General features: G+C 66.4%; 10 protein-coding genes. 7 read left to right on the top strand and 3 right to left on the bottom strand.

Annotated features, from left to right (window positions below):
* Positions 1–130: 130 nt before the first annotated feature.
* The 6 genes from rplI to FG323_RS03365 all read left to right on the top strand — a co-directional run bounded on the left by rplI (position 131) and on the right by FG323_RS03365 (position 7160).
* A complete protein-coding gene (rplI, locus tag FG323_RS03390; RefSeq protein ID WP_141453031.1) occupies positions 131–580 on the top strand; it encodes a 50S ribosomal protein L9 in 450 nt (149 codons plus the stop codon).
* A gap of 276 nt (positions 581–856) precedes the next feature.
* The gene (locus FG323_RS03385; protein WP_141453030.1) at positions 857–2254 is read left to right on the top strand and encodes a replicative DNA helicase; all 1398 of its coding nucleotides are present in this window, start codon (positions 857–859) and stop codon (positions 2252–2254) included.
* 30 nt (positions 2255–2284) lie between these two features.
* The gene (locus FG323_RS03380; protein WP_141453029.1) at positions 2285–3352 is read left to right on the top strand and encodes a hypothetical protein; all 1068 of its coding nucleotides are present in this window, start codon (positions 2285–2287) and stop codon (positions 3350–3352) included.
* Positions 3353–3380: 28 nt separating this feature from the next.
* A complete protein-coding gene (locus FG323_RS03375) occupies positions 3381–4817 on the top strand; it encodes a deoxyribodipyrimidine photo-lyase (RefSeq protein WP_141453028.1) in 1437 nt (478 codons plus the stop codon).
* Between the two features lie 61 nt (positions 4818–4878).
* Positions 4879–6357 carry a wax ester/triacylglycerol synthase family O-acyltransferase gene (locus FG323_RS03370; protein WP_141453027.1) on the top strand — a complete coding sequence of 493 codons (1479 nt, stop codon included), beginning with the start codon at positions 4879–4881 and terminating at the stop codon, positions 6355–6357.
* 125 nt (positions 6358–6482) lie between these two features.
* Positions 6483–7160 (top strand): OmpA family protein, encoded by a 678-nt coding sequence (locus FG323_RS03365; protein ID WP_141453026.1) that lies wholly within the window; start codon positions 6483–6485, stop codon positions 7158–7160.
* A gap of 105 nt (positions 7161–7265) precedes the next feature.
* On the opposite strand, the gene FG323_RS03360 is transcribed toward FG323_RS03365, so the two are convergent.
* Positions 7266–7751 carry a hypothetical protein gene (locus tag FG323_RS03360; RefSeq protein ID WP_141453025.1) on the bottom strand — a complete coding sequence of 162 codons (486 nt, stop codon included), beginning with the start codon at positions 7749–7751 and terminating at the stop codon, positions 7266–7268.
* Positions 7752–7756: 5 nt separating this feature from the next.
* Positions 7757–8710, bottom strand: coding sequence for a prolyl aminopeptidase (gene pip / locus FG323_RS03355; protein ID WP_141453024.1), 954 nt, complete (start codon positions 8708–8710; stop codon positions 7757–7759).
* Positions 8711–8870: 160 nt separating this feature from the next.
* Between pip and FG323_RS03350 the strand changes: the two genes are divergently transcribed.
* Complete coding sequence (locus tag FG323_RS03350; protein ID WP_141453023.1) at positions 8871–11243, top strand: Tex family protein; 2373 nt, start codon at positions 8871–8873, stop codon at positions 11241–11243.
* 722 nt (positions 11244–11965) lie between these two features.
* On the opposite strand, the gene FG323_RS03345 is transcribed toward FG323_RS03350, so the two are convergent.
* Positions 11966–12904, bottom strand: a complete 939-nt coding sequence (locus tag FG323_RS03345; protein WP_141453022.1) for an MBL fold metallo-hydrolase — start codon at positions 12902–12904, stop codon at positions 11966–11968.
* Positions 12905–12922: the final 18 nt, after the last annotated feature.

Genomic DNA, 12922 nt, shown 5'->3' with positions numbered 1-12922 from the left:
GCGTCGATGGCCGGGTGCCCATGGGCGCCCGGCGGTGGAGCCTCCCTCGTGAGGAGAGGTTCTTTCTTCACTGTCATTCGGACAGCCCACGCTGCGGGACAACACCCGCTAACGAATACGGAGCAATACGATGGAACTGATTCTTCTGCAGAAAGTCACCAACCTCGGCGTCCTCGGCGACAAGGTCAACGTGAAGCCCGGCTACGGCCGCAACTACCTGGTCCCGCAGGGCAAGGCCGTGCCGGCGACCGCCGCCAACCTGGCCGAGTTCGAAGCCAAGCGCGCCGAGTACGAAGCCAAGGCCAAGGCCGTGCATGATGATGCCGAAAGCCGCCGCGCCAAGCTGGAAGGTGCCAGCGTGACCATCAAGGCCAATGCTTCCACCGAAGGCAAGCTGTTCGGTTCGGTCGGTCCGCGCGATATCGCCGACGCGTTCACCGCCGCCGGCCTGCCGCTGGAAAAGAGCGAAGTGGTGATGGGCGAAGGCCCGATCCGCAACATCGGCGAGTTCGAAGTGATCGCCAAGCTGCATGCCGACGTCGAAACCGCCATCAAGGTGGTTGTCGAAGCCGAAGCCTGATAACCCGGGCCATGCGGTACCGGAACGGGCGCCTCGCGGCGCCCGTTTCCATTTGTATTCCGACGTGTTGTCTCCAGACACGTCTCGTCGAACGGGGCGCGCGGGCATCACGTTGCCGTCCGTCGGCGCAATGCTTCCTTCACCGGCCGGGTCTCAGCTGCTGAGATTCCCACCGGTTATCCACATGGTTATCTGCAACCACCTTGCGGTGGAGCGACTACCATGACCAGTCCCGTTCCGTTCGCCCCGCACCGGTCACAGGAGTCCGTCGCCCCCATGTCCGCCCGCCAAGGTTTCCGCAACGACCCGCAGGATGCGCGTATCGAACAGTTGCGGGTGCCGCCGCACTCCATCGAGGCGGAACAGGCGGTGCTGGGCGGCCTGATGCTGGCGCCGGAAGCCTACGACCGGATCAACGACAAGCTCACCGACAACGATTTCTACCGGCGCGATCACCAGCTGATCTACCGCGCCATCAGCGAACTGGCCGAACGCAATCGTCCCTACGACGCGGTGACCCTGGGCGAATGGTTCGAATCGCAGGGCCATCTGGAACAGGTCGCCGGTGGCGCCTATCTGATCGAGCTGGCCAGCAGCACCCCGTCCGCCGCCAACATCGTCGCCTACGCGGAAATCGTCCGCGACAAGGCGGTGATGCGCCAGCTCATCGACGTCGGCACCGGCATTGTCAACGACGCCTTCCTGCCCGAAGGGCGCGAGAGCGCCGAACTGCTGGCCGTGGCCGAACAGAAGGTGTTCGCCATCGCCGAGGCCGGTGCGCGCGGGCGCACCGATTTCGTCGGCATGAACTCGGCGCTGAAGGATGCCTTCGAGGTCCTGCAGAGCCGCTTCGAGAACGGCGGCAACGTCACCGGCCTGCCGACCGGCTACACCGACTTCGATCAGATGACCGCCGGCCTGCAGCCGACCGACCTGATCATCCTGGCCGCGCGTCCGGCCATGGGCAAGACCACCTTCGCGCTCAACATCGCCGAGTTCGCCGCCATCAAGTCGAAGAAGGCGGTGGCGGTGTTCTCGATGGAAATGTCGGCGGCCCAGCTGGCGCTGCGCCTGATTTCCTCCAACGGCCGTATCAATGCGACCCGCCTGCGCACCGGCCAGTTGGAGGACGAGGACTGGAGCCGCGTCACCAGCGCGATCCGGATGCTCAAGGAAACCAAGATCTTCATCGACGACACCCCCGGCCTGTCGCCGGAGGTGCTGCGCTCCAAGTCGCGCAGGCTCAAGCGCGAGCACGATCTGGGCCTGGTGGTCATCGACTACCTGCAGCTGATGTCCGTGCCCGGCAACAGCGAGAACCGCGCGACCGAAATCTCCGAGATTTCGCGATCGCTCAAGGGCCTGGCCAAGGAGTTGAATGTCCCGGTGATCGCGCTGTCCCAGCTCAACCGCTCGCTGGAAACGCGTACCGACAAGCGCCCGGTGATGGCCGACCTGCGCGAATCCGGCGCCATCGAGCAGGACGCGGACATGATCGTGTTCATCTACCGCGATGACTACTACAACAAGGAAAACTCGCCGGACAAGGGCCTGGCCGAAATCATCATCGGCAAGCAGCGTAGCGGCCCGACCGGCTCGTGCAAGCTGAAGTTCTTCGGCGAGTACACCCGCTTCGACAACCTGTCCCACGATTCGATCGGCAGTTTCGAATAAGGACGCCAACCCGCAAAAAAGGAGTTTCCCGTGCGCACCCTATTGCTGCTTTTGGGCCTGTGTATTTCCTTCCAGGCATCTGCAGGTGGTCCAAGAGGGCTGTTCGTACAGGTCTCCAGCGTGCCCACGGGAACGGAAGCCTGGAAGGCGCGGAAGTGGTTTGAGGCCGTTTGCAGCCACCATCGGACTCCCGGCGCAGCCGACTATATCCATGACCTGGTCCTTTCCGACACCGGGGATGCCCATGGCGACCTGTATGCAGCCCAGTTGGATTTGGTTGACGACTACTTCCACTGTTTCGACAACATCTTCATGGGGACGGTGGATCTACCCTGGGCGGGTGAGTCCACCGGCCAATCCCGTTATCTCCATGGGATCATGGACAGCGGGTATCGGTGGGAGAACATCCTTTTGTCCAGGAAGATCGCGGATGCGCTGATCGCCCGATATCCGATGCGGCCATTCAACTGGTATGTGACCCTGGAGGCGAACCTCAACTACTTCACGGGTTCCAATGCGGGAGGAAGCGGCTACAGCGGCAGCCAGATCAAGGAAGCGTACAAGGCGTACATCCAGCAGCTGTCAGCGGATCTGTATCAGAAGCGTGCGGGCGCGGTGCTGTGGTCGCCGACATTCTGGAACCCGTATTCAAGCCTGGATTCGGCCACGCGCACTGCCTTGGCGGGGGCGATATCCAATCTCCTGCAGGCAACGCCACGATTGACGTGGCTTCATTTCCAGGACTTCGTGGGGCAGGGCTCGGACGTCCGGTGCACCGCGACCAATGTCTGTTCGCCTTGGCAGAAACCTGCTTACACATTTACCTGCGTCGATGCGGTCGCCTATTACGGATTATTGGCGACCGCCATTCCCACGACGGTGGCCAGTCTGGCGGTCAACCAGGAAATGTTCCTTTTCGGAGCAGACAACAACGGTGCGTTCAAGGCCATGTTCCCGGCGGATCCAGTGGAACTGGATGCGCGTCAGCAATGCTATGCGCAGAACGCCGTGCCGATCGGGACGTCCTGGGAGATCAGATGGTGGTACTTGACCCGCTACGGCATCTTGACGGCGAACGTAGCGTATCCGTCGCCGTGACGCGTGAAGCGAGGAACGCTAGAAGCAGATGACCGCGCCGCTCGCCCTGGTCTGGTTCCGCAACGATCTGCGCCTGGACGACAACCCGGCGCTGCGGATGGCGCTGGAGGAGGGCTACACGCCGGTGCCGGTGTACATCCATGCACCGGACGAAGAGGGCGATTGGCTCCCCGGCGCGGCGTCGGATGCGTGGCGGCATCGTTCGCTGCTCGCACTCGACGCCGACCTGCGTGCACGCGGCTCCGCGCTGCATCTGCGCAGCGGTCCGTCCGACGCGGCGTTGCAGGCGTTACTACGCGACAGCGGCGCGCGCGCGGTGTTCTGGAACCGCAAATACGAACCCGCCACCCAGCCGCGCGACGCCGCGCTGAAGAAGCGACTGCGCGAGCAGGGACTGCGGGTGGAAAGCGCCAATGGCAGCCTGCTGTTCGAGCCCTGGGACCTGGCGACCGGGCAGGGCACGCCGTATCGGGTGTTCACGCCGTTCTGGCGCAACGCGCGGGCGCGCTGGGATGGGCTCGCTCCACGCTGGCGGGTTCGATGGCGCGCGCCGGCGCGGTTGCCGGCGCATGGCGTAGCGGCGGACGTGCCGCTGGACGCGCTCGGACTGGCTCCGGCCACCGGCTGGGATCGGGGATTCTGGGATCAGTGGCAGCCCGGCGAAGCCGGCGCGGCTGAAGCGCTGGAAGTGTTCATCGAGGGCGCCTTGCGCGGCTACCGCGAGGACCGCGATCGACCGGACCGGGTGGGGACTTCGCGGTTGTCGCCGCATCTGCACTTCGGCGAGATCGCGCCGTGGCGCATCGCCGCCGCGCTGGAACAGGCGCGCACGGCGGCCAACGCCGCCGACGTCGAAGCCTATCTGCGCGAACTGGGCTGGCGCGAGTTCGCCTGGCACCTGCTGCATCACTTCCCGCACACCGCCGAACGCAATCTCAATCCGCGCTTCGATGGATTCGATTGGGCCACCCCCGGGGCCGGCGTTCTTGCGGCCTGGCAGCGCGGACGCACCGGCGTGCCCATCGTCGATGCCGGCATGCGCGAGCTGTGGGCCACCGGCTACCTGCACAACCGGGTACGGATGATCGTCGCCAGCTTCCTGACCAAGCACCTGCGCCTGCACTGGTCGCACGGCGCGCGCTGGTTCTGGGACACGCTGGTCGATGCCGATCTGGCCAACAACACCCTGGGCTGGCAATGGACCGCCGGCACTGGTGCCGACGCGGCGCCGTACTTCCGCGTGTTCAATCCGGTCGCCCAGGCGCGCCGGTTCGACCCGCACGGGGATTACATCGCCCGCTGGGTGCCGGAACTGCGCGGACTGCCACCACCGGCCCGCTTCGCACCATGGGAGTCGCCGGCACTCGCCGCGCGGCTGGCACCGGACTATCCCGCCGCGCCGCTGGTGGATCTGGCCGAAGGCCGCGAAGCCGCGCTGGCCGCGTACCGGGCCAGCGGCGGCTGAGCCCTCGTTGACGCCTTTCGCCGCCGCATGCTTCACTCGAACGCAGCGAAGGGAGGGCAGCATGGCGACCAAGAAAGGGCCGGGCAAGCCGCGCCGCGAGGCGATGTCGCGGGTGGATACCGCCTGGCTGCGGATGTGCCGGCCGACCAATCCGATGATGATCACCGGCGTGTTGATGTTCGACGAGCCGATGACGCTGGAGCGGCTCAAGCAGGTGATCCGCAAGCGCTTCCTCGCCTATCCGCGCTTTCTCCAGAAAGCGGTCGACACCGCCGCCGGCGCGGCCTGGGTGGAAGACACGAATTTTGACATCGACTGGCACGTGCGCCTGTCCGCGCTGCCCGGTCGCGGCGATCCGCAATCGGAAAAACGCGCGCTGGAACGCTTCGTCAGCCAGATGGCGTCCACGCCCCTGGACAAGACCAAGCCGCTCTGGCAGTTCCATCTGGTCGAGCGTTATCGCGGCGGCTCCGCGCTGGTGGCGCGCATCCACCATAGCTATGCCGACGGCATCGCACTGGTGCAGGTACTGCTGTCGCTGACCGACACCACCCGCAAACCGGATCGCGGCAGCGAGCTGCGCGCGGCCTGGCTCAAGCAGGATGGCGTGGAAGTGGTGCGCCGGGTCGGCGCGATTGATCGCTACGTCAAGCTCGGTGGCAAGATGCTCGGCAAGGGCATGGAGATGTACCGGGATCCGACCCTGGCGACAATGCTGGCGAAGGAGGGCGGCGAAATCGGCCGCGAGCTGCTGGCGGCACTGGCGCTGTCCGATGATCCGCCCACGCTGCTGCGCGGGCCGTTGGGCGTCAGCAAGCGGGTGGCCTGGGCCGAGCCGCTGGATCTGGAGGAGGTCAAGGCGGTGGGGCGCGCCTGCGACTGCACGGTCAACGACGTGCTGATGGCCACCGCGGCCGGCGCGTTGCGCAGCTACCTGATCGAACGCGGCGAGAACGTCGATGGCGTGACCCTGCGCGCGACCGTGCCGGTCAACCTGCGGCCGCTGGAACACGCGCGCAAGCTGGGCAACCATTTCGGCCTGGTGTTCCTGGACCTGCCGGTCGGCGAGGCCAATCCGATCCGCCGGGTGGAGCGGGTCGCCAATTGCATGAATAACTTGAAAAACTCTCGCCAAGCCATTGTCGCATTTGGACTTCTCGCGGCACTGGGGATGGCGCCGGCGGCCTTGCAGGGCGTGGCGCTGGAACTCTTCAGCCGCAAGGCCACGGCGGTGGCCACCAACGTGCCCGGGCCGCAGCAACCGCTCTACATGGGCGGCAGCCGGGTGCGCGACATGATGTTCTGGGTGCCGCAGACCGGTTCCATCGGCATCGGCGTGTCCATCCTCAGCTACAACGGTCGCGTGCACTTCGGCCTGATCGCCGATGCGAAGCTGGTGCCGGATCCCGACGCGGTGATCCGCCGGTTCGGGCCGGAGTTCGAGAAGCTGCTGTATCTGGCGCTGATGGGGAACTGGGATTACACCCTCGATGCCGGCGCGGCCGAGTCGATGCTGGAGCAAACCGCGCCAGCAAGCTGAACAGGAAGGTGCATGCTTTTCCGGATCTTCACGGCGCTTTAGCTATCAGACAGAACGGACTCGGTATTTTTCGCCGACGCTGAATGATTTGGCGGGATGCGTTCCCACACGACGAGGAGATGTCCATGAACAAGTACACCGTCAAGACCACGCTGATCGCGCTTGGCGCCGCGGTGGTGTTGAGTTCCTGCGCCAGCTATACCGGCCAGACCAACGATCCCAATGATCCCAACCGCACCCGCACCGGTGCGCTGATCGGCGCCGGCATCGGCGCGGCGGTTGGCCTGCTGAGCGGCAAGGATGCGACCGATCGTCGCCAGCGCGCGCTGATTGGCGCGGGCGTCGGTGGCCTGGCCGGTGGTTCCATCGGTGCCTACCAGGATCGCCAGGAAGCCGAACTGCGCCGCCAGACCGCGGGCACCGGCATCGATGTCAGCCGCGATGGCGACGTGATCAAGCTCAACCTGCCGGACGGCGTGACCTTCGATTTCGGCAAGGCGGACCTGAAGCCGCAGTTCTACCCGGCGCTCAACAACGTTGCCCGCACCCTGTCCGAATACAACCAGACCATCGTGGAAGTGACCGGTCATACCGACAGTGTCGGCAGCGACGCGGTCAACCAGCGCCTGTCCGAACAGCGCGCCGCGTCGGTCGGCAATTACCTGATCGGCCAGGGCGTGCTGCGCGAGCGCTTCGAGATCGTCGGCATGGGCAAGCGCTACCCGATTGCCAGCAATGACACCGATTCCGGCCGCGCGCTCAATCGCCGCGTCGAGATCCGGGTGCTGCCGGTGCGTTCCTGAGCATCGCGACATCCATGCAATAACATGCACTGAAAAGGAAAGGGCCGCGCAAGCGGCCCTTTCTGTTTTGATTCTTCCGCCGCGATTGCCACGCTTGCGGGAGCCTCAGAATCCGCGCCGTCGGCATTCGCCATCCAGTCGCCTGGCATCGACGTTGCGGCTGTAGTTCGCCGCCTCGCTGGCAGGCATGCCTTCGATCAGTGCCTGGTACATGCCGAGCCGCTTGATCCGCCGGCCAAGCGGGCCGTTGACCTTGTTCTCCTCGGCGACTATGCCCGCGTAGAGAATGGTGAACAGCTGATCCACCAACAAGGCGTCCTCGCCATAGGCGGCGGACAGGCCGGTGATCCAGGCCAGCACGGCGGGATTGGCCTGCGCAGTGGTGCGGTCGTATACGCGCACGAAATCCTCGTACAGGCAGTAGGCGCCGTGGCGCGCCGCCAGCGCCTGCAACTCGCCGAAATACCAGGCATCGCGCGGGGCGAAGCGCGACGCGCCCGGCGGCGTCAGATAGACGCACCAGTCGTCGAACTGGCCGCGATCGAATTCGATCAGCGCGCCATCGGACAGGGTCTTGAAGTGCCGGCGCATGCCGCTCAGGCGAAGCGGTCGGCCAGTGCGTCGGTAGCCTGCACCAGGGCATCGACGATGGCGGGATCCGCGGCGCTGTGCCCGGCCAGCACCACCCGCAGGTCGGCTTCCGGCCACGCCTGCGCCAGATCGTGGGCACTCTTCATCGGGCAGATGATGTCGTAGCGGCCGTGCACGATGGTGGCGGGAATGTGGCGGATGCGGTCGACGTCGCGCAGCAACTGATCCGGTTCCAGGAACACATCGTGGCGGAAGTAGTGGGCCTCGGCGCGGGCGACGCTGACGGCCACCTTGGGATCCTCGAAGTTGCCGGCTTCGGCGGGATCGTGGAGCAGGGTGGTGCTGCCGCCTTCCCAGTCGCTCCACGCGCGCGCCGCCTCCAGCCGGACCGCCGGATCCGGGCCGTCCAGGCGCCGCCAGTAGGCTTCGACCATCTCGTCGCGTTCGGATTCGGGGATGTAGGCCAGATAGCGTTCCCAGCGTTCCGGGAAGATCCAGCGCGCGCCGCCGTCAAGTTCGTTGAACCAGCGCAGTTCGCCCGGCCGGCCGAGGAAGATGCCGCGCAGCACCAGGCCGAGCACGCGATCCGGACGCGCCTGCGCATAGGCCAGCGACAGCGTGGATCCCCATGAACCGCCGAACACGACCCAGCGCTCGATGCCGAAGTGCTGGCGGATCCGCTCGATGTCGGCGACCAGGTGCCAGGTGGTGTTGTCGCGCAATTCCGCCGCCGGCGTGGAACGGCCGGCACCGCGCTGGTCGAACAGCACGATGCGGTAGCGCGCCGGGTCGAAAAAGCGCCGATGGTAGGCGGACAGGCCCGCGCCGGGACCGCCATGCAGGAACAGCACCGGCAGGCCGTCGGGATTGCCGCATTCCTCGATGTACAGCGTATGCAGGTCGTCCACGGCCAGCCGCTGGGTGCGGTAGGGCTCGATTTCGGGGTACAGCTCGCGCACGTGCGTCGTCCTTTTCCGTTTGCGCGAAGGATAGCGCAGGCACGTCGCCGGCCATGGGCGCTAGCTGAATTTCATCACCTGTCAACCCGTTTCGCAGGCGGTCCGGGGTTGCCACAATCGGCATCCCACCCGGACGACCGGGTCATTTCCGACGGAAGCAATGCAAGACAAGAACCCGAAGCTGGCCCTGCAGATCGCCCAGACCATCGCCACCGAGATCGGTGCCCAGACCGCGCAGGCACGGGCCGCCATCGCCCTGCTCGATGAAGGTGCCACCGTCCCCTTCATCGCGCGCTACCGCAAGGAAGTCACCGGCGGACTGGATGACACCCAGCTGCGCAACCTGGAAACGCGCCTGACCTACCTGCGCGAACTCGAGGATCGCCGCGCCGCGGTGCTGGCGAGCATCGAGGAACAGGGCAAGCTGAGCGACGAACTGCGTGCCGACATCGAGGCCGCCGACAGCAAGGCGCGGCTGGAGGATCTGTACCTGCCGTACAAGCCCAAGCGCCGCACCCGCGCCCAGATCGCGCGCGAGGCCGGGCTGGAGCCGCTGGCCGACGGCCTGCTGGCCGATCCCTCGCAGGTGCCGGAAACCGTCGCCGCCGCCTACGTGGACGCGGAGAAGGGCGTGGCCGACACCAAGGCGGCGCTGGAAGGCGCCCGCGCGATCCTGATGGAGCGCTGGGGCGAGAACGCCGCGCTGGTCGGCGAGCTGCGCGACTGGATGCACGAGGTCGGCGTGATTCGCGCGCGGGTGGCCGATGGCAAGGAAACCGAGGGCGCAAAATACCGTGATTATTTCGACCACGCCGAATCGCTGGCGAAGATTCCCTCGCACCGGCTGCTGGCGCTGTTCCGCGCGCGCCGCGAGGAAATCCTGCTGCTGGATCTGGATCCGGGCAACGAGGCCGACGCGGGTCACCTGCTGGCCGAAGGGCGGGTGGCCAAGCATGCCGGTGTTTCCGCTCAGGGCCGTCCGGCCGACAAGTGGCTGCTGGACGCGTGCCGGCTGACCTGGCGCGCCAAGCTGCACATGCACCTGCTGCTGGATCTGTTCAACCAGGCCCGCGAGAAGGCCGAGGCCGAGGCCATCGCGGTGTTCGGCGACAACCTCAAGGATCTGCTGCTGGCCGCGCCCGCCGGTCCCAAGGCCGTGCTGGGGCTGGATCCGGGCCTGCGCACCGGCGTGAAGGTGGCGGTGGTGGATCGCACCGGCAAGCTGGTCGATACCGCCACCATCTATCCGCATGAGCCCAAGCGCCAATGGGATCAGTCCCTGCACGTGCTGCGCGCGCTGTGCCTCAAGCACCAGGTGGAACTGATCTCGATCGGCAACGGTACCGCCAGCCGCGAGACCGACAAGCTGGCCGGCGATCTGATCAAGCTGGCGCCGGAACTCAAGATGCAGAAGATCGTGGTCAGCGAGGCCGGCGCGTCGGTGTACTCGGCCTCCGAATTCGCCGCCCGCGAATTCCCCGGCCTGGACGTGAGCCTGCGCGGCGCGGTATCGATCGCGCGTCGCTTGCAGGATCCGCTGGCCGAACTGGTGAAGATCGAACCCAAGGCGATTGGCGTGGGCCAGTACCAGCACGACGTCGATCAGTTCCGGCTGGCGCGTGCGCTGGACGCCAGGGTCGAGGACTGCGTGAACGCGGTCGGCGTGGACGTGAACACCGCCTCGGCGGCGCTGCTGACCCGCGTGTCGGGCCTGTCCTCCAGCGTGGCCGACAACATCGTGGTCTATCGCGACGCCAACGGCGCGTTCAAGTCGCGCAAGGAACTGCTGAAGGTGCCGCGCCTGGGCGAGAAGACCTTCGAGCAGTGCGCCGGCTTCCTGCGCATCGCAGACGGCGATCAGCCGCTGGATGCCTCATCGGTGCATCCGGAGGCCTATCCGGTGGTCGAGCGCATCCTGGCCAAATGCGGCCGCGGAGTGAAGCAGATCATCGGTGATGCCGCCTTCCTGCGCGGCGTGCGCGCCGAGGAGTACACCGACGAGAAGTTCGGCGTGCCGACCGTGCGCGACATCCTCAAGGAACTGGAGAAGCCCGGCCGCGATCCGCGTCCCGAGTTCAAGGCCGCGCGATTCGCCGACGGCGTGGAGGACATCAAGGACCTCAAGCCGGGCATGATCCTGGAAGGCGTGATCAGCAACGTGGCCGCGTTCGGCGCCTTCGTCGACATCGGCGTGCACCAGGACGGCCTGATCCACATCTCCGCGCTGGCCGATCGCTACGTCAAGGACCCGCGCGAAGTGGTCAAGGCCGGCGACATCGTCAAGGTGCGGGTGCTGGAGGTGGACATCCCGCGCAAGCGCATCGCGTTGACCCGGCGCCTGGACGACACGCCGCCGCCTGTGCGCGAGGAGCGTGGTGTGCAAGGCGCGCGTGGGAACAATGGTGACGGAGGCGGTCCGCGCAACGGCCGCGATGGTGGCGGGCGCGGGCAGGGCGGTGCGTCGCGTCCGTCGGCGCCTCCGGCCGACAATGCGCTGGCTGCGGCGTTTGCGCGGGCACGCGGGAAGGATTGATGCCTCGTGCTTGATGGAATTGCCGAAGGCGGGTGAAGGCGAACCGGCAAGGTGGCATCGCGCGAAGAGCGCCCCCATCCGGCGCTTCGCGCCACCTTCCCCCGCAAGCCGGGGGAAGGGCGTGTTGCGGTTATAACTGACGCGATCCGCTTGCGTCCGCGGTCAGATGGTCTTGCGACCCAGCATTGGATGCTCCCTTCCCCCGCTTGCGGGGGAAGGTGCCGAAGGCGGATGGGGGCAAACCGCAGGGTGGCATCGCGCGAAGAGCGCTCCCATCCGGCGCTTCGCGCCGCCTTCCCTCGCAAGCGAGGGAAGGGCGTGTTGCGGTTATAACTGACGCGATCCGTTTGCGTCCGCGGTCAGATGGTCTTGCGGCCCAGCATTGGATGCTCCCTTCCCCCGCTTGCGGGGGAAGGTGCCGAAGGCGGATGTGGGCAAACCGGCAGGGTGGCATCGCGCGAAGAGCGCTCCCATCCGGCGCTTCGCGCCACCTTCCCTCGCAAGCGAGGGAAGGGCGTGTTGCGGATATAATCGATGCTATCCGCTTGCATCCGCGGTCAGATGGTCTTGCGGCCCAGCATTGGATGCTCCCTTCCCCCGCTTGCGGGGGAAGGTGCCGAAGGCGGATGGGGGCAAACCGACAGAGCGGCATCGCGCGAAAGGCGCCTTCGTCCGACGCTTCGCACCACCTTCTCCCGCAAGCGAGAGAAAGGTGATGCCATTCAAGGCCAACGCATCTCGCCCTTGCTGACCTTCGCGCTCAGTTCCAGCGAGGACACCCCACCCAGTTGCGGATAGCGCGCCTTCATCGCCGCAATCAGCGCGGCGGAATCCTTCGACTTGGCCGTTTCCTCGTCGTAGGCGCGGATGTAGTCGGCGGTGAAGCGCACCGCGTCCAGGCCCTGCGGGGCGCCCGGTTCGAAGTGGCCAGGGAGCACCGTCTCCGGCTTCAGCGCGGCGATCCGATCCAGCATGGCCAGCCAGTCGGCATGCGATTGCGACGTCTGGGTATCGGCCATCCACACATGTTCGCCGGCGATTACCGGGATACCGCCCACCACGGCGCGGATCGAGGGAATCCAGACGATGCTGCGATCCGGCGTCGGCCCGTCCAGGCCGATGATTTGCAATTCCCGGCCTTCCAGAGCCAGGCGATCGCCGGCCAGCGGCTCCGGCATGACGATCTGCTTCGGCGCGCCCGCGCCCAGGATCGGACCCCAATGCGCCAGCTTGCCCGCGCTGGTTTCGCGGATGTGGGCGATGGTCTGCGGGGTGGCGAGGATCTTCGCGTCCGGGAAAGCGGCTTTCAGCGTTTCCAGGCCGAAGTAGAAATCCGGATCGCCGTGGCTGATGTAGATCGTGGTCAGCCGCTTGCCGGATGCCTTGATCCGGTCGACCAGTTTCGCCGCGTCGGCGGTGGAGAACTGCGCGTCGATGAGCACGGCGTCCTCGTGGCCGGTGACCAGCACGGAGGACACCGCGAAGATGCCATCCGGGCCGGGGTTGTAGATCTCCAGCTTCAGCGGTTCGGCGACCGGTTCGGCAGCTTCGGGCACTGCGGCCACGGGCGTGCCGGCGCTCGATGGTGCCTGGCCACCGCAGGCGGCCAGCGACAGGGTGAGCGCCAGCGCGCCCGCGGATTTCAGGACAAGGGGTTTCATGGACATCGTCTCCTGCTC

Source organism: Pseudoxanthomonas sp. z9 (assembly GCF_006542425.1).
Lineage (GTDB): Bacteria > Pseudomonadota > Gammaproteobacteria > Xanthomonadales > Xanthomonadaceae > Pseudoxanthomonas_A.
The sequence above is the reverse complement of the archived record's forward strand: the minus strand, read 5'-3'. Positions and strand labels throughout refer to the sequence as shown.